The sequence below is a fragment of the Pseudoalteromonas citrea genome, assembly GCF_000238375.3.
GTDB lineage: Bacteria > Pseudomonadota > Gammaproteobacteria > Enterobacterales > Alteromonadaceae > Pseudoalteromonas > Pseudoalteromonas citrea.
Genome location: NZ_AHBZ03000027.1, coordinates 418,042 through 441,089, shown reverse-complemented (window position 1 = coordinate 441,089; position 23,048 = coordinate 418,042). Strand labels below are relative to the sequence as shown.

Below are 23,048 nucleotides of genomic sequence, written 5' to 3'. Positions count from 1 at the left end.
GGTATGAGGTATAGCGAATATACACCGCACAAACCTTATTGCAAATGATTTTTATTTATATTGTGATTAATAAACGCATAACAAAGAGCTTGCTATGCGTTTGAAATTACTTATACGCTCTAAAATAGAGGCTTGGTAGGATATAGAGCGTTAATATTGTTGCCGAAAAAATCCCGCCAACCACAACCGTTGCTAACGGCTTTTGAATTTCGGCACCCGTAGTTGTCACTAACAAAAGCGGTAACAACCCTAAGATTGACGTTGAGGCTGTCATTAATACTGGAACGAAACGAGACTTAGCCCCTTCCACTATCGCCCTGCGTAGTGGGGATTCGCACCGATGTCGGTTAATACTATCAACTAACACCACCCCATTTAACACCGCTACACCAAACAAGGTAATAAACCCAACTGCACTGGCAATAGATAAGTGCAACCCAGATAAATACAGTGCAATAACACCGCCAACCAAAGAGAAAGGAATCGCACATGCGACTATCAGCGTTTGCTTTAATGAGTTAAAAGCAAAATACAACAGCATAAAAACACCGGTGAGCGCCATTGGAATAACTAACAGTAGCTTGGAATTAGCGCGTTGCTGATTTTCATATTGCCCGCCAATACTAGTGCTGTAGCCAACGGGAAGTTGCATACCGTCAAGTCGGCTTTGTATATCACGAACTACACTGCCCATATCCCTGTTGGCAACATTTGCTTGAATTACAATACGTCTTTGCACGTTATCCCGCCGGATCTGCGCAGGCCCTTGCTGATAATCTATATTGGCAACTTGCGACAGAGTTAACCATGCCCCAGTAGGCGACAGCAGTTTAATACGACCCATAGCTTCAGGACTATTGCGCTCATCAGCCTTTAAACGCACTTGAATATCATATCGTTCATTAGAGACTATGATCTGACCTGCAGATGCCCCTCCTACGCCTTGAGATATAATATTCATCACATCTTTCACCGCCAAACCATAACGCGATAACACTTCTCGTTTAGGGGTTACTATGAGTTGTATTTCACCTGCTAGTTGCTCTGGCGATACATCAATGGTCCCGTCTACTTCTCTCACAATCGCTGCTATTTTTTGCGCATATTCACTCAACACATCGAGTTCAGGCCCCCTTAATTTAATCGAAAGCTGCGCTTTAACACCCGATAACAATTCATCAACCCGAGTTGCTATTGGTTGCGAGAATGTGAGCAATATCCCCGGAATGTGCGCTAATTTCGTATAAATAGCGCGTTCTAATGTTTGACGTGTTTGGCCATCTCGCCACTCATTGGCAGACTTTAAGCCTATATAAATCTCAATGTTATTAACAGGCTCCGGGTCACCCCCCAACTCTGGGCGACCTATACGGCTAAGCGCATAGGTGACCTCAGGAAAAGTTAACAACTGCCGTTCAATCATTGGAGATAAGGCTAAAGACGTTTCTAGGCTAGCTGAAGGAGCCAGTGTTACACGCAAGTTTAGTGTACCTTCTTCAAGCGTTGGCACAAATTCACTACCCAGCTGTTTAGAACAATACACTGTTAATATTGTCGAACTCAGCATCAAAATAAACATGGCTGAAAGGTGGTTTAAACTCCATGATAAACTCAGTTCATAGCCTCTAACAACTTTAAGTAACCAAGGAGCCTGTGCTTGTTTGTGTTTATTTTTTAATAAAAAACTCGCGACAGCTGGAAGTAGAAAGAGCGCAATCAGCAAAGCCGCTATTAAAGCAAATATTATACTCATCGCCATAGGCTCAAATAGCTTTGCTTCTACGCCTTCAAAACTAAATAATGGCAAGAACACCATAATAATTATGCTTGTCGCAAACAAAATAGGCTTTGCAACTTGCCGAGCCCCTAGGGAAAAATTCTCTACATTATTTTTATCGTCTTGCGTGGCATGCTGAAATAAACGTTCCGCCATAACAACCGACCCATCAACTAGTAATCCGATTGCCACTGCAAGCCCACCTAACGACATTAAATTTGCCGATATACCAAACGTATTAAGCATCATCAAAGCAAACGCGATTGATATCGGAATGGCGAGTAAAACCAAAACCGTTACAGTTATATCAAGCAAAAATAACCACAATACAATAATAATCATCATAAATGCGCTAAGTAGGGCTTGAGAAACTGTCGAAATAGCCGCACTCACCAAATCAGACTGATCATAAATAGGCTCTAAGTTGACGCCTTCAGGCAACGCTTGGTTAATTTTAGGGATAAGATCATTAATACTTTGGATAGTCGCTGATGTATTCGCCCCCATTCTTTTTAACACAATGCCACTTATCACCTCGCCGTGCTGTGCCGTCTCACCATACTCATTTTTAGATGACATTGTCACAGCCCCTTGACGAATTTCTGGGCCTAATTTGACCGTTGCCACATCGTTGATTGTCACAACTATGCCGTTATGAACCTTGACTGCAACATCAGCTATCTGCTGCAGGCCCTGTTGTTCACTCTGAAACCAACCACTTCCTCTGATGGTAACTTGCTCTGCCCCTCGAGGGAGATACCAGCCTCCAGCATTTTGATTGTTATCTGCCAATGCTTGCATAACTTGAGACTGAGAAATGTCATAGGAAAGTAACTTATCTGTCTCTAACAACACCTGATATTGCTTAACTTTCCCTCCAAACGACAATACATCGGTCACGCCATCAACGGGCATCAATAAACGTTTAACAAGCCAATCGTTTAGACTGCGTAATGTCATTAAGTCTACTTTTGACTCAGGCGCTGCGTTTAACACATACTGAAAAACTTGTCCTAATCCTGAAGTGTTAGGGCCCATTTCAGGCACTCCAATATCATTCGGAATTAAACTTCTCGCTTCTTGTAACCGTTCAAAAACAAGTTGCCGAGCGAAATAGATATCTACTCCTTCATTAAATACGACTGTAACACCACTGAGCCCCGTTTTAGAAATTGAGCGTACTTGTGCAACATCGGGTAAAGCATACATCACCGCTTCAATTGGGTAAGTTATCAGCTTTTCCACCTCCTCAGCCCCAAGTCCAGGTGCTTGTGTATTTACCGCAACTTGAATGTTAGTTACATCTGGAAATGCATCTAAATTGAGCTTTAACGCTTGTAGTACACTAAATATAGTAACGGCTAAAAAAGCGACAATTACCAACACTCTGTGTTCGATGGCCAACGCTATAAATCGATTTAACATAGGCCTCTCCTTAATGGTTGTGAACTGAAAAGTTTGATTTTGTAGCTTGAGCATTTAAAAAGAAAACACCTTGAGTAACAATTCGATCACCAACACTAAGCCCAGTTATCACGACTGAGTCACCATAGTCTCTGTTCAGGCCCACTTCTTTAGCGATAAAGTGATTTGGCTTAGACTCGATAAATACTTGCCAATCGCCCCCTGAATCTTGGCTCAATGCGCTACGAGGTATGATTAACTGCTGCTCCGCGCTCTTAATCATAAATTCAGACGTAACAAACATACCTGCATGAAGTGCATGATTAGGATTATTTACAACCAACTGCACAATAGCTGTACGTGTTGCGGGATCAATACTATGCCCGGTCTGCAGCAACTGCGCTGAGTAGGTTTTACCAGCATGTTTAATAGAGATTGTGGCACCCTTTAATAACGTTAGGTCCGTATCTTGGGGGAGCCTCGCCTCTACCCATACCTGCTCTTCATCGCTGACCTTTGCGATAACATCGCCTGGGGAGAAACGGCGGCCAATTATCAACTTATCTTCTAAGATACTGCCCCCAATCTGGGCGTAAGCTGTATATAAACCAAGTAGATTTGGCGATTTATGTCGGGTCTTTACAATATCTTCTTCACTAAAACCGTATTCCCTTAACTGACTTGCTGCACCCTGACGTTCAGCTTGGGCTAGCAGGAATTCTTTATTGCTCACCGCCTCCCCTTGTAACAACTTTACTCGTTGCCATTCATCTTCAGCCAGTCGATAGCGGATTTGTGCGGTTGCAACGTCATAACTATATAAGGTTGCTAGCTTCTGCTGCGGGGTAACCTCCTCTCCTAAGCTGACATAGCGAGATTTTATTTGGGATGCTACAGCAACACTGACAAGTTCCGTAGTAAAGTCATTATTCACCACTTCTGCAGGCGCGATAAGTTGTATTTTTGCGTTACTCAAAGCTAACGCCTGACTCTTTACGCCTGCGGTTACCTGTTGTTCAACAGTTAGTTCAAATTCTGATTCTGTTAAATGGTCGTGCTCATTGTCAGCTGCTTGTAACGGCCACGACAATATTGATATTAAAAAACAAACACGGATACCACACAACATAGGCTTACGGCCCATATAGCTTATATTTTTCATATTTTTTGCTCTTAGTAATTATTAAAATAAACGTTTGGAGATGTGTAATTACTAAGCAATAGGAGGGCGTAAAAGTACTTTGTATTGCGCGTTTATAAACGCGGTGGCAGTAAAATAATTATGCGTCGACTGATAACCAACATTAGCCGTTAATATTTCAACCCATAAAATGTGACTTATGTGACATGTATGGCAATGTGCATCATCTGCGGCTTCTACAAGTTGATTGTTTAGGTTTTTATGTTGAGACGCGTGGCGTTGATGATCATTAGCAGCTTCACAGTGAGCCTCCAAGGTTTGTGCCGCGCTAAATAGGTGAGTCGTTAAATGAAAAGCACCATTGTTATTTTCAACATCAAAGCTTTCCAGCAAAGGCTGGCATAGCAAAATAATGATTAACAAGAATGATTTATACACGACAAAATAACAGAGTTGAATATTCTCTTACCATAACTAACTCCCACTGCTAACTCAAGAAATTAATTTATTGAATTAACAGCATCTGCTCTAACGAACATAGACACAGTAATCCCACGCCTCTACCCTACGTAACGGTGTTACTACAATCTGGAAGTAATTCATTACAATATTGTTCTACCCTTTATTAAACCAATGACTTACCGCATATCAAGTTGTTTTAGGGAGATAAAAGGTATATAAAACAATAAGTAGTGTTTAGTCGTCACTCTATCATTTCATAGGGTTGATAGTAAGATCACTTTTACTGAGGATTAAACTAACGAAGCGTTTATAGAGAGTGAAGTCATAAGCCCAATTGCAACACCGCTCATTAACCAACGCTCAACAAAAAAGGGCCAATAGGCCCTTGTTTATAATGTTATTCTGTATTGCGTCTTAGGCTACTTTATCTGTGACGTTAACAATCTCTATAAGCTGCTCATTAAGTATTTTCTTTGTACAATTTGTACACTTACCACATTGCGTGCCAACGCCTAACTCTTTACTAAGCTCACGCATGCTAGTTGCCCCATTTTCAATGGTCTGAACTATTTTTTTGTCTGTGACGCCGTGGCATATGCAGATATACATGAATGAAAACCAATCTCAATAACATTAACTAAAACTAAGTTTAATCTAAACAAAAATAGTTATCAACTGCATACATAGAAAAAATGAGAATTATTGCCATTATCATCATGTTAAAGGGTTTTTCCATACAAGCCCTTAACATTTTCTATAAGAAGTTATTACGCGTCGACTTATTTCAAGAAGTCGAGTGATTGAGTGATTGAGTGATTGAGTGATTGAGTGATTGAGTGATTGAGTGATTGAGTGATTGAGTGATTGAGTGATTGAGTGATTGAGTGATTGAGTGATTGAGTGATTGAGTGATTGAGTGATTGAGTGATTGAGTGATTGAGTGATTGAGTGATTGAGTGATTGAGTGATTGAGTGATTGAGTGATTGAGTGATTGAGTGATTGAGTGATTGAGTGATTGAGTGATTGAGTGATTGAGTGATTGAGTGATTGAGTGATTGAGTGATTGAGTGATTGAGTGATTGAGTGATTGAGTGATTGAGTGATTGAGTGATTGAGTGATTGAGTGATTGAGTGATTGAGTGATTGAGTGATTGAGTGATTGAGTGATTGAGTGATTGAGTGATTGAGTGATTGAGTGATTGAGTGATTGAGTGATTGAGTGATTGAGTGATTGAGTGATTGAGTGATTGAGTGATTGAGTGATTGAGTGATTGAGTGATTGAGTGATTGAGTGATTGAGTGATTGAGTGATTGAGTGATTGAGTGATTGAGTGATTGAGTGATTGAGTGATTGAGTGATTGAGTGATTGAGTGATTGAGTGATTGAGTGATTGAACGATATCGCCCAAAGCACTGTCGTGGAACAGCACGTTATATGTCTTACCCTAAAAGCTTTAGAGTTGATGCCAATATGAAATAGCTTTAAACAGCAGCTGTTCATCTATAGGCTTTGCAACAAAGTCATCCATACCAAATTGTAAGCATTTAAGCCTATCTTCATTATATGCGTTCGCAGTAATGGCAATGATATACGGATCACCATATTTTTTAGGGGCGTTTTTAATGTGATCAGTACATTCAAAACCATCCATATTTGGCATCTGGCAATCCATCAGAACTAACGATGTTGGGTTATGCTCTAAATGAGATAAAGCTTCAATACCATCCGCAGCTTTTGCTAAATTACAACGCGTTTTATCTAATATCTTAGAGGCCACAATTTGATTCACCATATTGTCTTCAACAAGTAATACATCAATACCACTAAGATCCGGTACATCATATATAGTAACACCCGACTTATCGCCACTTGTTGTTGCTGCGGGTAATACAACGGTAAACGTACTTCCACGGCCTACCCTACTTTCTAATGAGAGGGTGCCAGCCATTGCTTCAACCAAACGCTTGGTGATTGTTAAACCAAGCCCTGTTCCACCGTACTTTCTTGTTGTTGACACGTCTGCTTGAGTAAACTCTTGAAAAAGAAGCTCTTGCTGAACATCCGATATTCCAATTCCTGTGTCTATTACTTGAACTTCAATGTATTCATTATCAAATTTAACAATGAGGCTAATAGTCCCTTGCTCCGTGAACTTTCCTGCGTTACTCAGTAAATTATTGACAACCTGTGTCGCACGCAACGAATCAATCAGCACATACGCGGGTAACTTAGCATCAATTTGATATTCAAAAGACACCCCACTTTTAATCCCAGTTTGTCTAAATACAGCGGCCAAGCTGTCAAACATTCTAAATGGGTCTGTTGGGTGTAAGTCTAACGACAGTGCACCAGCTTCAATTTTTGAGTAATCAAGAATATCGTTGAGAATAAGTAATAGATTCCGCGCAGACGTTTGAATAATTCCTAATTGGTGAGCTGACTCGTCATCGTTTTCAAGCTGCTCTTTTAAAAGCCCAGTTAGACCAATAATACCATTGAGTGGTGTGCGTATTTCATGACTCATGTTTGCTAAAAACTGACTTTTTGCCTTACTCGCATTATTTGCTGCTGCAACTGCCGCGATCAGTTCTTGTGTTTTTTCATCTACCTGTTGTTCTAACTTGGAATTAAAATCTGTCAACTGTCGATTAAGTGCCTCATTTTCACCGCTGGCCATTTGTAGTTTTGAAAAGTTCATAGTGAGCTTAAAAGCCAGTTGATTAAACTGTTGTTGTAATGCAATCACTTCCAAGCAACTGGTTTCTAAATGAGATGAGTCTTCAATCAGTTTATCTGGTTCAAATCGGTGGATATCATCGCTTAGCGCAGCAATAGGTTTAACTAACATACGTGTAAGTTGGCTAACAAAAATACTGCTTAAAACAATGATAAATATTGCCAGTAAAAGCGATTGGCCCCAAGCAGCTGCCGCAGCTAAGTTAACGTACTTACGTTCAAGCATTGTAACAACAGTCCAATTCAACGTTTTTGACTTAAATGCTTGGCGGTAAAAGACTTGCCCATGTTGAGTTGTAAATATCTGCTGTTCACTAGACAGCCAATCGTTAAACACACTTTTTGGGACCATATCTAACGTATTAAAATCACTCTTTAAAGAGCTGTAAACCACCTGATGACGCGCGTCGAGCACAATCAATTCGCCCTTTTGTGACAACAACTTAGGAATAAACTGCTCAAGTGACTCAAATATTAATGACGCTTCTACAACACCCTTAAACTGCTCATTTATAAATATCGGCGCTGAAATACCCACAATAGGATCGTCGCCAAACCCTCTGCCTTTAAATATATGTGAGATATATCCATCGGGGTGAAACGGCGCTTGTATAAAGTAATCTCGATCAGCAATAGAAGGCATATCGCCAATCAAACTTTCTTTTAAGGCTTGCGGGTAATAATGAGACACATAAGCCTGTTCATCAGATACAATAGCAGTGCGCAACCCTGAGTGCAGTGAGATCAAACGTTCTAGCGCAAAATCCTTATCAATTCCATGGGCAATGCCTTTGGCCGTCATTGATATTGCTCTTACATAACTTTGCAAATAATCTTCAATTTGCTGGTTAATTGTTTCTGATGTTTCATCCAACTGTGCTTGAACTTCAAATTCAATGCGACTGTAATGATTGTTAGTCAATACAATAGAGGTAATAAGTACAACTAAGACAACCAACAAGCTTATTGTATAATTTAAAATTGCATACAATGGCTGAGCACGCCATAACGCCCTCACGAGAAAGAAGCTGAGCAAATCTATTACTGCTAAATAGAGAGTGGCGTTAATAAAGTATTTAGCGAGTGCAGTAAAAATGACCAGCTGGGGAAGGTTTAACACGTAGAAGCCGAACACAAAAAGTAGTGGCAACCCAATAATAAACCAAAAGCCTAAGCCTCTAATAAAAAAAGGTTTTTGAGGGCGAACACAAAACACCTGAAGCCAAAGTATTTCTAATAAAAACACCGCAGAAGGCCAGCTGTGTCCCCAACGATAAAAAATGAAGCTTCCAGTTACAAAAACAGCCAGTATTGCGTACTTCCAGCCAAATAAAACCAAGCAACTTAAAACAAAAAGTTGGCCAAAAAGAAACTCAGAGCTATCTAAGAACCAAAAGGGTAACAAATTGACAAACCCACCGGCCATTGCAAGTATCACAGTGAACAAAACAGGTTTGTATTTATTATTCAATCCGAACAATGGCATGTCCTTTAGCTTAAGTCTCTTAAAGGTAAAAGAAAAAAGCTATTTTGCCAAGTTATAAACCGCAACAATCAAATTTAATTTGAACACATCTAATGATCAGGGCAATCATGGCTTTCAATTTGTAAAACACAACTTGATATATCAAACGTTTGCTTAAGTAATGCCTCCACTTGAGCTCTGCACGACTCATCGTGTTTGTCTATTGTGCAATGATGTTTTAGTACAATATGCGCGCCTACCGCCAATTTACCATCTAGCTCACTAATTGCCACATTATGAACACTTTCTACATGTTCTGTACTCAGTATTTTTTTCTCAATTTGTTGAATTTTAGGGAACTTTGAAGAAGAAAAAAATAGCCCTATCGCACAGCTGCGGATCACTTTGACACCTGTAAACAACACAAACAATGAAATCAGCATGCTGGAAATGATGTCTATCACTTCATACCCTGTTACATAAATAAGTATACCCGCGATAAATGTCGATACAGTGGATAGTAAATCAAAAAACGAGTGTAAAAACACCGCGTAAACATTAATACTGTCTTTTCTGCCTTTATAAAGCACCCATGCAGATGCACCATGAAATAAGAATCCGATAGCTGAAATCACAGACATTAAGTATGTATTCACTTCAAAATCATGTCCTTGGCTATGATCTAAAAAGCGTTCAGAGCCTTCGAGTAAAATCACCAATGAAATAATTAAGTAAAGTGAACCATTAATTAAACCACCAACATATTCGGCTTTTTTGTATCCATCATTAAATGTTTTAGCCAAATGAATAGCCAATGTTGATGCGATAAGCGCAATAAACAAACTACTGTTATGCACAAATAAATGTCCAGCATCTGCTGCAACAGCTAAAGAATTAGAAAAATAGGCACCAATTAATTGGATCACCATAAAAGTACAAGTAATTGCCAAAGCAATTAGCAGGCGAGCACGAGAGGCACGGTGTGTTGTTATGTCCGTCATTGAAGAAGCTGGAAACCTTAAACTTATGAAATGCTACCGCAAGGGGTAATGATATACAGTCGCAATTGTAGCGTGAATTTAAATGAGGCGCATTAAAAACCTCGCAACAGATAAACATTCTTAATTATATGGGTACAGCTCAAATATTTTAGTTTCTTGTAGAAACTGGAAAAACAGAATCCAAGTTACTTTTCAAAGCAGTATTGCTTTGCAGCATAACCTTACTATAGTCAGATCATACATAGTAAAAATGGCTTAGTTCTCAGCCGGCAACACACTGTGTGATTAACCCCTAAGTACTGACTAAAAAAGTCAGGTTAAGGAAAATCTATTTATGGAATCTCACTATGTCTCATAATGAAATTGAACATGTCGAGCGCCACCCTAAAATCATACTAATCTGTGATAACGTGGAAGAACTAAGCGGCGTGAGTGATGTTATTAGTTCCCAAATAACTGCATTTCGCGTTTTAACCAAAATGCATGATATAAAAGACGTCATTATAGACTCTTCTCCACATGTTCTTATTCTTGCCATGCCCAGTGTCAGTACCAGCATTGAATTATACAAAACACTCGTCCAACAAGGTTTATTAGACTACCCCCATGAAAATATTTTGCTATGTGAAAATAAAGAATCAGGGGTTGGGTTTCGTTGCTGTATGAAGCACATATTCTGCGACTACTTTGTTTATAAACCCATGTATGAAAATTATCGCTTACGTATGATTTTACACAATGCACTGCTTCGATGCGAAAATGCCCATGACACCACCCAAATCAGAGAAGAACACTTTGGTAAAATTGATGAAAGCTTAAAACACCTTATCGACGATGCCTCTGCTTACCACTTAGATGCGCAACACACATTATCCACAGCTCGGAAAAACATCGAACAAGCAAAAGGCGTCAACGATATCCAAACGTCACTTATGAACGAGCTCAAAGCACAACACATCAACCCACTACTAGACCAACTTGAAAAAAAGTTGGCCATGAGTATTGAAGAACTCACTAATAATCTTAAAAACAAGCAATTGTCTCTTGCTGAACTTTCAGCACTGTTAATTGAAAAATCCCTGCCAGAAACAAATCAAAAAGTCACAGAGCAACACAATGATATTGGGCGTCAAGCCAATACCGCGTTAGATAAGCAATATATAAAAATTATGGTCATAGAGGACAATGAAATATATCGAGAGATGATCAGCAGAATATTAGTTAATGCAGGTCATGATGTAGATGCCGTATCCAGCGGCCTCGTAGCCATAAAGAAATTAAAAAAGCAAAAATACAATATGATTTTCATGGATTTATTTATGCCTAAGTTAGATGGGTATAATACCACCCGTAATATTCGAAACATTAACCATTGTAAAGACTTACCTATTGTTGCGCTCACCAGTAACAAAAACAAAGACCTGATCCGCAAATGGGCAGCGCTTGGCTTAACCGCCTATATTGCCAAACCATCCACTAAGCAATCAATACTCAAAGCAGTCGAAAAAGCGAAAAGGGCCATTGCCAGCTAGAAACAAGGATACTGTCTATGCAACTGCTTCTCAATACATTGCCATTAATGAGAATAACCAGCTCAGGAGATATTAGTACCATTAATGAAGGTTGCCGCTTATTATTGCAATTGTCTGAAAACGAGATGCGAAATAAGCCTCTGAGTCATTTTTTCGCTTTCTCACCCTATTTTGACCACCGCACCATAGTATTGGGTGAGTCAGCAACGGTAACCGCCTATTACAAAAACAGGTTCGCATACTCTCTGCAATTTTATCACTGCGAGCCTGATAAATACGACATTCTTGTGATCAACAATCAAGCTGGAGCTTCTCACCTTTCCTCGTTAAGTTCGACTTACATTTTAGATACCGCAATCTCTTGCGCAAATATTGGCATTTGGCGCTTTGATACCTCTTTTAACAATGTGTATTTTTCCGATAGCTTCTATCAACTGATTAAACAACTGCCCAGTGACGGGTTGTCATGGGATAGATTCACATCGCTTATACACACAGATGATCAAATACAACTCAAACGTCTATTCATTGAGTCGCAACCAAACATGCCTCTAAGCTTTGAATTTAGAATGACGATTTCGGGTCAAGTACATTGGTACCAAATACTCGCCAACCAGCCCAATAACTACAAAAATTACTGGTACGGCACGCTCCAAGAATGTAGTCAAGAAAAGCAAATGACAAAGGCTCTCAATGAAGCTAACGAGAGCCGTCGGATAGCACTAGAAGCGGGAAAAATAGGGAGTTGGCGAAGCGTTAAACAAGATCAACATTGGGAATGGGCATGGGATGAGCAAGCCAATGCTATCTTTCAGATGGATATAAGTGAAACGACCCAAATTAGTAGCTGGTTAAAGAACATTCATCCAGATGACATATCCAATGCATTCAAAGCATTTAGGCATGCGCTAAAGACCGGTAAAGAGTTTGAACACGAATGTCGGTATATCCAGCCATCAAATAACACCATACACCTCCTTATTAAAGGTCTAGTAACTCAAAATAGCGTATGCGAAAGTATCCGGATTGACGGTGTTGTCATTGACCAAACAACCGCATTTAAAACAAAAGCGCAACTGCAAGAAGTAAATCTTAACCTAGAGGAAAAAGTACGAGCACGCACCGCGGAACTTGATAATGCGTTAAAACATGCCGAAACGGCCAATAAATCAAAGTCAGACTTTTTATCTATGATGAGTCACGAGCTACGTACACCCATGAACGTCATTATTGGTGCACTAGATCTGCTCACACTACAAGACAACAACCTAGAAGAGCAAGAGCTATTAGACACTGCTTCTATTTCTGCCAATAACCTAGTCTCTATTCTCAACGACATTTTAGATATAACAAAAATTGAAGCGGGTAAACTTGAACTAGATTGCGTAGATTTCGATTTATCAGAGTTAATTTACAACATTCTTGTGGTATTTGGACCTGTAGCTCGTGCTAAAGGCGTTAATTTATCCGTATTTGAATCCACCCTATTACCTGCATTTATCAATACTGATGACAATCGCGTTAGGCAGGTGTTATTTAATCTGATAAGTAATGCGATAAAATTTTGTGGCAATACCGACGATAAAGCCGGTTCTGTGATCATTAACATTGACTGGCAACCAGAAAACGAGCTTATTCATACCCTCATAGTTTCGGTTCAAGATAACGGTATTGGCATTGACAAAGCAACACAAAAAAAGCTTTTCACGCCATTTACGCAAGCAGACAAAACCACAACAAGACGTTTTGGCGGTACGGGTCTTGGTTTGGCTATATGTGGTCGACTCATCGACCTGATGGGTGGTCAGCTAGATGTTCAAAGTGAACCACTTGAAGGGAGTACTTTTACCGTTCGTATTCCAATTTGGCACAGTCAGCCACGAAAACAAGCATTACCATTAGTCACCATTACTCTAGTCACTAACGATGAAAACGAGCTGCATACACTACACCTTATCAAAATGCTCAACACCACACGTATCACTCAAGTCTCGCCATGGAGCAGCTTAAAAACGCTTGAAGCACAGCAAACATACATTTTAATTATCAATAGCCCCTATGAACAAACTCAATTAAATATCCTTAAACACATACAAAATAATGCCATTATTTTAATAAATGGCGACAATTTAGCCCCAATCAAACGAATAGTTCATAATGTACCTATATCATTTTTAAGTACGCAAACTTTTTTCTCAATTAAAAAGCTACTTGATCGTTTAAATAACAGCGCCATTTATGCTGCGCCAAACATGTGTGAAGCTGATTTTGATCTAAACCTAGATGCTACTGCCAACATAGATGAAGAGCCGTCACATCACAATATTGAACGCCTCACTAGCGCGGCAGATCACAACGCTAATCCCCCTGCGCTTATTACCCCTAAAAATCTTGAAGTTGCACATTCAAGTGCCACTATTTTGCTAGTGGAAGATAACCCTTTTAACCAAAAGCTAATGACAAAGCAGCTCACTAAACTGGGCTATACTTGCGATATTGCCCAAAATGGCGAACTTGGCCTGAGTCAATGGCAAGAGAAGTCGTATACATTAATTTTAACTGACTGCCACATGCCAGAAATGGATGGCTATGAAATGACGGAACTGATCCGTCAGAAAGAACAGCGTTTAGGCATAGCGCCAATCCCCATCATTGCCGTAACAGGAGCAGCGATGAAAGGCGACAGAGATTACTGCTTATCAAAAGGCATGTCAGACTTTATAAGTAAACCCATTACATTAGACAAATTCAAAACGGTGATCGGGAGGTGGTATGCATAACAAAGAATTAAGTGATCTAAAAACCATTAATCAACAAGTCATGATAGATTTAATTGGTGAAGACCAAGCTGAAATTGCCCACTTCCAACAACAGTTTTTACTCCAAGCAAAAACCAGCTTGCAACACATTGCGCAGCTATATCGACAAGAGCAATTTAATAAAATAAAAGATGAAGCTCACTTTTTAAAAACCTCAGCAAAAGCCATTGGTGCTGAGCTATGTGCTTATCATTTACAAACGCTAGAACATGCCTCTTTGGCTCAAGATAAAATAAAATGTAAGCATCATATTCAGAACCTTAGCAACGAACTAAAACAAGTTTACTTATCTGCATCTGGCTAATTTATACTTCTTCTGTTACCCATTTCACTTGCAGTAACCACCTGGTTTCTGCCGTTCTTTTTGGCTATATATAAAGCCTTATCAGCCAATTCCAGTTGTGTGAGAGGCATATTGCTGTCTGGTTGATGCCCTGCAACACCAATACTCACGGTTAGTTCTATGGCCCCGACATTTGTGAGAATAGGGTGTGCAGCAATACTGAAGCGTATTTTCTCAGCGATAACGGCGCCATCTAACTCTTGAGCATAAGGTAATACAATACAAAACTCCTCACCTCCATAACGCGCAACTAAATCACCAATACGTGTTATTTCTGCCGTGATACGCGCTGCAACTGATTTCAAGCAGGTATCCCCCACTTGATGCCCGTAATCATCGTTCACTTTTTTAAAAAAATCGACATCGATCATTAATAAGCAAATCGGATAATTAAATCTCACCGCCCTGGCATACTCTACATCCAAAAATTCATCTAGCCTACGCCGGTTTGCGACCCCTGTAAGCGCATCTGTAATTGCTGACTGCATGAGTTTATTATTCGCTTCTTCAAGCTCCGCGGTACGCTGATGTACTTGTTGCTCTAATGTTTCCTTTGCATTGGCCAAATGCTTCATCAGCGAATCTTTTAACTGTAACTTTTCTTTTCGCTCAATCTGAAGGCTTTTTGCAATGGCAAATGACAAACATAATATTTCAAAGCTTATGCCAAACATGAGTGCATGTTCAGTAAACCAATTAAATGGCACCAAGCTGATTTTCGTTGCCACTAAAACTAAGCCACCAAACAAAGCCCCGCCCCACGCGACGCTATAAAATTTGGCAACCTCTAATCCATCCTTTACCCTCAAATAACCAACAAATAACCCGAGCACACAGCAGGCTAAGCTGAAGTAAATAGTAGGAGCCAATATAAGCTCATAAGGTAAACTCAAAGACACAGCGGCCATTATTGCCACGCCAGCAACTAAGTAACACAAAGCAATATTAAATCGTGGATAAGCGTGATTAATATTTAAGAGATTTTTACTGAAAAGAATACCAAAGAATACAATTACATACAGTAAAAAAATACTCGATTGACCATTCCACCAAACACTGTTTGGCCAAAAATATTGGAAGCTGAGACCCGACAAATTACATAATAATAATGTCATACTCGTGATGTAGCCTAGGTAGTATCCATAGACTCGCTTTCTTGTGATAACTCCGCAAGAAGAGACATATACAAACAACAGTGCCATCAAGCCAAAATACGCACCTAAAATCAATGTATTAATTTGATTTCTTTCTGTGAAATCAGACGTTCTCCATAATTTAACTGGAAATATCATCACACTAGATGTTTTTAATCTTGCATAAAACTTTACATTTTCGTTAGGTGTAATAGTGAAAGGTATTAAAAAAAATCGATGCTTAATCGGTCGACTACCAAAACGCTGTAAATCACCCAATTGATAACTGAATAACTGGCCTTGATGCTCAATGTATATTTCCAGGTCATCTAATAAAGGGTAACTCACTTCAAAAATCACACTTTGCTCATGTGAGCCGTATAACGAAAACGAATGCCTAAACCAATACACTTTATCGGTGATGCCTAAGTTTAAGTTATCTTTATAGTGTGGCTGCCATTTCAATTGCTTTGAGGTAGTAACATAGTCAAGCGTTGCGATTTCTGAAGTAACGGTGTAAGAAAAGCTGCGGCTTAGTCCTGCTCCACCGTGTGATAAATCATATTTGGGCTGTCCTGCATTCGCATTAGTACTGAGCAGCCAAAATGGCAGTAAATAAAAGCATAAACGGAGAGTTTTTTTTACAACATTCATCATATGAATAACTCAAAACCCAGTATGGAACACACCCAAAACAGCGCCACAAGACTATTGCGATAGCATCAATTAACTGTATGTTAAATCCTCTGTGTTTACAAATTAATTTCAATAACACCGAAAAAAGTCGCACTTTAAAAAGCGCAAACATTGTCAATCACACATCACGTAAAGTAGTAACCGTTGCATAAGCAATTACATTTATATAAATTCACTGTGACCGCGAGTAGGACATACAGTAAAAATGAAAGCCATGACACGTAATTTGTATCGCCAAAGATTGTTAACCGTCATTGATTATATGTATGAAAATACACAACAAGATCTCGATGTAAATACATTGGCCGATAAAGCGTGTATGTCTGTTTATCATTTTCACCGTATCTATCGCACTTTCACTGGTGAGCCAATCAATGTAACAGTCAGGCGCATGCGCTTATTGAAAGCTTCTGTAATGTTACTGCGTAGTAATATGAGTCAATGTGATATCGCTAAAAAGGTCCAGTACAGCAGTGTCTCTGCTTTTAATCGCGCGTTTACCAAACACTATGGTGAAACACCTGATGCATACCGTAAAAAGCGAAACGCAGGTTTGACTGAACCCACTACGTTTTACCCACCACAACAAATAGAGTATCAAATTATGTTTAACGTAAAACAACAGCAAACACCTGAATTAACCCTTATTGGTCTTAAACACCGTGGTGATTACATGCAAATAGGTCAGGCATTCGAAAAGCTCAGCGTCATAGCAAATAGTGAACAACTTTTAGATGAACAAACTCGCTTTTTTGGCCTATATTATGATGATCCGCAGTCGGTCGATGAATCAAATCTTCGCTCTTATGCCTGTATCACTTCACCAGACAATATCTCGGAACCGCTAGACCCACAGCTAGAATTGATCACGGTGCCAGCGAGCAAGTGTATCAGTTTACTTTTTAAAGGCGATTACGCTGAGCTAGAACAACCTTATGAATGGCTGTTTGGACAGTGGTTACCCCAAAGTGGTTTGGAGCTCGCGGATTTCCCGCCATTTGAAGAGTATTTAAATGATTTAAAAGACACACCGCCAAGCGAACTGCTCACAAATATATGCTGTTTGGTCAAATAGTCTAAGCGCTAAAATATCTAAGCACTATGGCATATATGCACACTTTGAGCTGCATAAAAAATGCCCTGAACTCAGTTCAGGGCATTAAGAATATTACATAATGTCACGTCGTATTAGAATGTATAAGTTGCAGTGAGTTTCACATTACGTTCATTGCCTGGTAAACCGCCTAAGAACAGTGCTTTTGAGTAATAACGCTCATCGGTTAGATTTTCAAGGTTCAGTTTTACTGAATAACTATCAGCGGCATACGTTAATGCAGCATCCCATCGCGTAAAGCTCTTAATCGTTGCCTTTGGTAAGCCAAAACTGGTCGAGTTGATAGTTCTCTCTCCAACATAGTTGACCCCTAAACTGACTTGTAACGGGGCACTCAAACTATCCAGCATAAAATCATAATTCAGCCACACGCTACTTAACTTTTTCGGGATCCCTTTTCGTTGCCCTGAAACTTTTTGGCTACGAATTTCAATCGCATCTTGCCAAGTAGCATTCGCATTCATACTCAGTACATCGTTAATAGCGAGGTTTACATCGACTTCAACTCCATCAGACTTATTTTCATCATCATAAAAATACTGCGGTACGCCTATATTGTACTCAGGGTCATCTGGGTTATCGTTAAATAATTCATTTTCGTAACGTAGATTGGTCCGACGCGTATCAAACCACACGACAGAGCCGATTAGGTCTTCATCTAAAGCGGTAAAGCGCAGTCCCAAATCGATTGACTCAGATTCTGTATCGGGTCGATTCTCAATATTAGTATTTCCGGTGGTATCTACTATGGCAGCAAGCACACCGTACGCAGTACGCCCTTTAGCAAAGTTCACAAATGTCGATAATTGCTCTGAGAATTGGTAGTTAATACCCGCATTATACGTAAAACCACCGTCATCTGTATCGGCTTCCTTACCAACCAAAGGTGAACGATCTGTGCCTTTATGTTGGTAATCCTGTTCAATTGCCGTGTAAGCTACACCGACTCTAACAGTGAGTTCATCTGTCACATACAAAACTTCTTGAGCGCTTATACCATAAGCGGTTAACGTCTTATCATAATTACTGCGCAATACTGGGCTATAGTCTTCAAAGTCACCCGTCGGCCAATTCGGATTGCGAATATCTAAAATATATGGCAGGGCATTCTTATTCTCTGCAGTCCCATCTGCGTCATAAATAGACCAACTTTTGTTGGCCATATCGCGGCGCTCATAATTTGCGCTGACAAGATGCTCACCGACGATTGATCCATAATCCCAGCTCAACTTTAAGTCAGCGAAATACTGCCACGTTTTTTCACTGGCAATTTGCTTTCTATATTCTTGACGTCTTGCCGAATAAGGATAGACATTACCGTCTTGCAGAATTGGGGCACGAGGGTCCGCATTGATCTCACCTCGGCGGTCCCAATACACGTAATTATAAGCACCGGTTTGGCGCGTTAGGTTTGAGTCATACTCTCGATACAATACCTGTTGCGTTAAGCTTGATTTATTATCAAAATACCAATCATGACGCAGCTTAATTCGCTTCTCTTCGCCTTTATTTGGCTTTGATAATGGAGATATTAAGCTACTCTCGCCTAAATTCAACGGGTGAAGCCCGTCGTTTGCTGAAATAGAAGCCGCTAAAACAGCACGCTGCTCATCCGTTAATTGAATACCTAAATTGCCATCAGCATCGGCATCACTATCATTTGGCAACAAATCGGCGGTAACCAATCCGGGGGCACTATTAATACTATCCCAATTTAAAATTCGAACTGGGTCACCGACAGAATCAACCTGTACTTCATCATCTATATAAGCTGCCGAAAGTAGTAAACGGTGGTTAGAATTTGGTTCAAAACTAAGCGTTGCGTACAACTCATTACGCTCTGATCCAAGGCTTCTAAAACCATCACTGCTATCATGATTGGCAACAAGTCGATAAGCCCATTTATCAGACAGTACATTGCTCGCGTCTAACATTAAGCCATAGGTATCCCATGCACCAGCGACGGCTTTCACCTCATACTGCTCAATCGCCAATGGTTTTTTCTCAACTAAGTTGATCACACCACCAGCTGCACCAATGCCATACAAACCCGTTGCAGGGCCTTTGAGAACTTCAATACTTTCGATGTTACTAAGCGTTCGTGTAGGGTTAAAACTATTACCAAGATCCGCTCCACCGTACATACCATCATATGTATAGCTCACGCCTAAGCCACGTAAAATTAAGCTATCTCCTATACCATAGTTGTTACCAGCTTGGGATAAACCACTTACATTACGCACTGCATCTTGTAATGTGCTCGCCGCTTGATCAGCCAGCAACGCTTTATCCACCACCACAACCGCAGCGGGAGTTTGCATAAGTGCCATGTTGGATTTTGTCGCAGTACCTGAGTCCAAAATAAGTTGATTATGACGACCATAAACGCTGATCCGTTCAACATTTTTAACACTGTCGTGCTGCTCTTGTGCAACAACATTGGTTGAAACAGCAACACCAGCAGCTAATGCTAACTGAACTGATAAAGCCAATGAACTTACACTAAAACCATAACGAGAAAGCTGCATACAAACTCCTAAAAATACAACTGCAAGAGGGGGTTACCTCAAAATAGGGAGCGCATACTACCAGCAAACACAAATGATAACAACTCTCATTTGTGTTTTATAAATGTTTATCTTGTTATTTTATATCGGGATATAAATACACAAAGGAATAAATAATCAATTTAAAAACAACATAAGAACATAAATAACACTTTCTTAAAAAGTAACAAAAAATAAAGTTGCTATACCCGTCATTAAATACGAGAGAGTGAGGTTAATTTTGGCCTATTTCGCTGGTGAATTCTTTTTCGACGGCGAAAATACCAAAGGTAAATCCCTGTTCCACCGAGTAGAATCGGTGATAATCCAACAATGGCATATACTACCTTACTAAATAAGCCTGCAAAGTTACCAAAATGAAGTTTGCGAAATGTATCAACCAAAATTGTAATAAAACTCTGCTCTCGAATATCATAGTGACCCAAGTACTCACCCGTTTGAGCATGGAAATTGACTGTGCTGCCATAGTCACTTAATAGTGGATTTACGGTAGGTGCTTGCCCAAATAATATGATTGACTCATTGGGTTCGGTAGGAAACAAAATGTAGGTCGTATTAAACCCTAAAATATGATTTGAGGCTGATTTCACCATACCAGTTACGCTAAGCTCACTATTATACAAGCTGGTTGTCATAATGTGATGGTCAGGAGTTTGCTGGTGTTCCTGCCATTCATGAATATAAATAGACACATTATAATAGCCACCTGTGATCCCTAAAACCAGCAGCACCGGAGAGCCCAATGTACCAACCAATTTATGTAAATCACTCACCACAACAACAGCTCTAAATCCAAGGCGCAAAGTAAACACTCGACGCCAAAAACGTCTATATATAATCAATCCCGAAACGCCTAAAAAGACTAATAATATGGCAAAGATACTGGTAAACGCCGTGCCTAGATTCTCATCTATGCCTTTAATATCATTCAAAAGTAACGTGTAATGCAATTGCACCAACCAATCAGTAAAGTAATGATGCAGTAATTCAGGTTCACTTAACACGTCGCCAGTGTATGGATTGAGATAAGATTTAAACCAAATATTGGTTTCTTTTTTGACTAAATATATTCTATCCGCTTCTGCGTTTTCACCAAGTAACTCCCAACTACCTAGCTCATACCCTGGTAGCTGCTCGTTAACGACCTGAATTAATTGGTCTTCACTTAATCGAGCTGAAGAGGGTACTACCACACTTTTATTGGGTAATAACACTGAGTCAATCTCAGCTTTGAATACCAGTAGGCTCCCAGTTAAGCAAATTAATATGAATGGGATAAAGCATATGATCCCCGCCCATCCGTGCAACTCAAATAATCGCTTTTTAGTTACCAACACATCGACTCCCATATAATAAAATGTTGCTGTACACACAGCGTGTAATAAAATTATTGTCATACTATTTTAAACAATAATAATTATCAAACTCATTTATTAATTGACCAATATTCGGCTATACCTAGTGAGTGCACCGTTTGAGCGTTATTTTAGCGCTTCATTAAGTGACTCCGACGACAAGCGGCTGCCTCCACTGGTCTGGGTTTCATGCGTGTTTTTCTCAGAGCTGTGTACAAGTAATACGCTATGGATAACTCCTAACTTTTTCTCATCAAGCACGATACTTTGATAGCAATCTATACGACTGACAAGTTGCCCGATCAGGCAGACCTCGGCAGGAACAGGTGTTTTAAACTGCACTTGTTGATTAAACACAACTAGCCGCACCACATTATCTTCTAACCCCAGAACGTCTTGTATGAGTGTTTTTTGTCGAGTAATATCAACAAGCGGATTAGCAAAATGTGATTCTTTTTTCTGCTTTTTTTCTATCCAAGTCTCTGAATGCCTATCGGCATAAATAGCATCAAGTTGTGGTTGGCTCGTAATAACAAAAACGCCATATTGTGAAGCAATAACTTGATCAATGTGCACATCCCCTTGTGCACTGGAAAAAACCAGATCACGATATTGGGTATACTGTGTTTTATTAAGGTTGCGCTTTAAAATAAGGTTCAAGTAATAACCGCTAAATTGCCGCTTTATGATTCTATTTCCATAGGGCGAAACAATTTTTACAGTAATATACAGGCCAATACATAAAACAATCATCAGCACATATTCACCAATATATTGCCATAAAGGGACAAAACCAGCAGAGTTACTTTCTTGTGTTGGTGCCGAAGAGATATATAAATTGGGGTCTCGTAAATTAATCTTTTTTTCCATTTGGCCTTGAGTCGTTCCTGGTATCAAAGGCGCTTTGGCTATATTCGCTGCGGTTAATGTTGTATCTATATTTTGTTGATTTAGCATTTTTACTGGGTGACGAAGTGTCCAACTGCGCTCAAATAACAGCTTTTGTGCAGCTTCTTCATCACTACACCTAACCAACTCAGCCATACTATTTTTATAGGAATCGCAATGGGTAGGTCTGCGATAAAACTGTTGCCATGCAGCTTGCTTCTGCTCGTTTTTATAAGTGGATAAAGACGATACTTTACTTGCATTAGCGTGCTCTAAACGGCCACTTATCGCCAACTCTACCGGTACTTTTAACGCGACAACAATTTGCGGTTCAACCTCTGTTGGGTTTTGGCAAAATACATCAATACGCTCTTTTAACCGCCCAGCACGATTAGACAACTGTTGATGCCGAACACCCGACGTTACAGTTAATAGCGCCTTTATATTATTGGCCTCTGCGCTAAACCTATCACATTGATTAATTGAAAGTTGAGGGTTGAAGCTTAGCGTTCCACTGCTCCAAAATGCCACGTTTATGATAAGAATATATAAAATTAACCGCATTTTTCAATCCATTTAAAACCCGATTCTAATAATATCAACTTAACGTTAC

General features: G+C 39.7%; 15 protein-coding genes. 4 read left to right on the top strand and 11 right to left on the bottom strand.

What is annotated here, in order from left to right; genetic code table 11:
* Positions 1–106: 106 nt before the first annotated feature.
* From PCIT_RS20000 to PCIT_RS19970, 7 genes are all read right to left on the bottom strand, one after another.
* Positions 107–3,202, bottom strand: a complete 3,096-nt coding sequence (locus PCIT_RS20000) for an efflux RND transporter permease subunit (RefSeq protein ID WP_010361768.1) — start codon at positions 3,200–3,202, stop codon at positions 107–109.
* 10 nt (positions 3,203–3,212) lie between these two features.
* Entirely contained in the window at positions 3,213–4,343 is a 1,131-nt protein-coding gene (locus PCIT_RS19995) for an efflux RND transporter periplasmic adaptor subunit (RefSeq protein WP_010361767.1), read from the bottom strand.
* A 51-nt stretch (positions 4,344–4,394) separates the two neighbouring features.
* Complete coding sequence (locus PCIT_RS19990) at positions 4,395–4,745, bottom strand: hypothetical protein (protein WP_157592830.1); 351 nt, start codon at positions 4,743–4,745, stop codon at positions 4,395–4,397.
* A gap of 453 nt (positions 4,746–5,198) precedes the next feature.
* Positions 5,199–5,393, bottom strand: coding sequence for a bacterioferritin-associated ferredoxin (locus PCIT_RS19985; RefSeq protein ID WP_040697449.1), 195 nt, complete (start codon positions 5,391–5,393; stop codon positions 5,199–5,201).
* A 135-nt stretch (positions 5,394–5,528) separates the two neighbouring features.
* Positions 5,529–6,215 (bottom strand): hypothetical protein, encoded by a 687-nt coding sequence (locus tag PCIT_RS19980; protein WP_192992831.1) that lies wholly within the window; start codon positions 6,213–6,215, stop codon positions 5,529–5,531.
* Between the two features lie 24 nt (positions 6,216–6,239).
* The gene (locus PCIT_RS19975) at positions 6,240–9,008 is read right to left on the bottom strand and encodes a hybrid sensor histidine kinase/response regulator (RefSeq protein WP_021032166.1); all 2,769 of its coding nucleotides are present in this window, start codon (positions 9,006–9,008) and stop codon (positions 6,240–6,242) included.
* A gap of 89 nt (positions 9,009–9,097) precedes the next feature.
* Positions 9,098–9,988 carry a cation diffusion facilitator family transporter gene (locus PCIT_RS19970; protein WP_010361763.1) on the bottom strand — a complete coding sequence of 297 codons (891 nt, stop codon included), beginning with the start codon at positions 9,986–9,988 and terminating at the stop codon, positions 9,098–9,100.
* A 347-nt stretch (positions 9,989–10,335) separates the two neighbouring features.
* Here PCIT_RS19970 and PCIT_RS19965 point away from each other — a divergent pair, with 347 nt between their 5' ends.
* From PCIT_RS19965 to PCIT_RS19955, 3 genes are read left to right on the top strand one after another with little or no spacing between them, the layout of a single operon-like run.
* A complete protein-coding gene (locus PCIT_RS19965; protein ID WP_010361762.1) occupies positions 10,336–11,520 on the top strand; it encodes a response regulator in 1,185 nt (394 codons plus the stop codon).
* A 17-nt stretch (positions 11,521–11,537) separates the two neighbouring features.
* Positions 11,538–14,300, top strand: coding sequence for a PAS domain-containing hybrid sensor histidine kinase/response regulator (locus PCIT_RS19960; RefSeq protein WP_010361760.1), 2,763 nt, complete (start codon positions 11,538–11,540; stop codon positions 14,298–14,300).
* Positions 14,293–14,643 (top strand): Hpt domain-containing protein, encoded by a 351-nt coding sequence (locus PCIT_RS19955; RefSeq protein ID WP_010361759.1) that lies wholly within the window; start codon positions 14,293–14,295, stop codon positions 14,641–14,643. The genes PCIT_RS19960 and PCIT_RS19955 overlap by 8 nt, the downstream gene beginning before the upstream one ends.
* Here PCIT_RS19955 and PCIT_RS19950 read toward each other — a convergent pair.
* A complete protein-coding gene (locus tag PCIT_RS19950; RefSeq protein ID WP_010361758.1) occupies positions 14,640–16,472 on the bottom strand; it encodes a sensor domain-containing diguanylate cyclase in 1,833 nt (610 codons plus the stop codon). The two genes, PCIT_RS19955 and PCIT_RS19950, sit on opposite strands and share 4 nt — an antisense overlap.
* 244 nt (positions 16,473–16,716) lie before the next feature.
* Between PCIT_RS19950 and PCIT_RS19945 the strand changes: the two genes are divergently transcribed.
* A complete protein-coding gene (locus PCIT_RS19945) occupies positions 16,717–17,586 on the top strand; it encodes an AraC family transcriptional regulator (RefSeq protein ID WP_010361757.1) in 870 nt (289 codons plus the stop codon).
* 113 nt (positions 17,587–17,699) lie between these two features.
* On the opposite strand, the gene PCIT_RS19940 is transcribed toward PCIT_RS19945, so the two are convergent.
* The 3 genes from PCIT_RS19940 to PCIT_RS19930 form a co-directional block, all read right to left on the bottom strand.
* The gene (locus PCIT_RS19940) at positions 17,700–20,153 is read right to left on the bottom strand and encodes a TonB-dependent receptor (protein ID WP_010361756.1); all 2,454 of its coding nucleotides are present in this window, start codon (positions 20,151–20,153) and stop codon (positions 17,700–17,702) included.
* A 233-nt stretch (positions 20,154–20,386) separates the two neighbouring features.
* Positions 20,387–21,529: a PepSY-associated TM helix domain-containing protein gene (locus PCIT_RS19935; RefSeq protein WP_010361755.1), complete on the bottom strand. Its 1,143-nt coding sequence runs from the start codon at positions 21,527–21,529 to the stop codon at positions 20,387–20,389.
* Positions 21,530–21,673: 144 nt separating this feature from the next.
* On the bottom strand, positions 21,674–22,999 hold the full coding sequence (locus tag PCIT_RS19930; protein WP_010361754.1) for a nuclease-related domain-containing protein: 1,326 nt from the start codon (positions 22,997–22,999) through the stop codon (positions 21,674–21,676).
* Positions 23,000–23,048: the final 49 nt, after the last annotated feature.

What these genes read in the sequence shown, in the direction of transcription:
- PCIT_RS20000 (WP_010361768.1), bottom strand. Translation starts at nt 3,202, where the DNA reads ATGTTAAATCGATTTATAGCGTTGGCCATCGAACACAGAGTGTTGGTA.
- PCIT_RS19995 (WP_010361767.1), bottom strand. Translation starts at nt 4,343, where the DNA reads ATGAAAAATATAAGCTATATGGGCCGTAAGCCTATGTTGTGTGGTATC.
- PCIT_RS19985 (WP_040697449.1), bottom strand. Translation starts at nt 5,393, where the DNA reads ATGTATATCTGCATATGCCACGGCGTCACAGACAAAAAAATAGTTCAG.
- PCIT_RS19975 (WP_021032166.1), bottom strand. Translation starts at nt 9,008, where the DNA reads ATGCCATTGTTCGGATTGAATAATAAATACAAACCTGTTTTGTTCACT.
- PCIT_RS19970 (WP_010361763.1), bottom strand. Translation starts at nt 9,988, where the DNA reads ATGACGGACATAACAACACACCGTGCCTCTCGTGCTCGCCTGCTAATT.
- PCIT_RS19965 (WP_010361762.1), top strand. Translation starts at nt 10,336, where the DNA reads ATGTCTCATAATGAAATTGAACATGTCGAGCGCCACCCTAAAATCATA.
- PCIT_RS19960 (WP_010361760.1), top strand. Translation starts at nt 11,538, where the DNA reads ATGCAACTGCTTCTCAATACATTGCCATTAATGAGAATAACCAGCTCA.
- PCIT_RS19955 (WP_010361759.1), top strand. Translation starts at nt 14,293, where the DNA reads ATGCATAACAAAGAATTAAGTGATCTAAAAACCATTAATCAACAAGTC.
- PCIT_RS19950 (WP_010361758.1), bottom strand. Translation starts at nt 16,472, where the DNA reads ATGATGAATGTTGTAAAAAAAACTCTCCGTTTATGCTTTTATTTACTG.
- PCIT_RS19945 (WP_010361757.1), top strand. Translation starts at nt 16,717, where the DNA reads ATGAAAGCCATGACACGTAATTTGTATCGCCAAAGATTGTTAACCGTC.
- PCIT_RS19940 (WP_010361756.1), bottom strand. Translation starts at nt 20,153, where the DNA reads ATGCAGCTTTCTCGTTATGGTTTTAGTGTAAGTTCATTGGCTTTATCA.
- PCIT_RS19930 (WP_010361754.1), bottom strand. Translation starts at nt 22,999, where the DNA reads ATGCGGTTAATTTTATATATTCTTATCATAAACGTGGCATTTTGGAGC.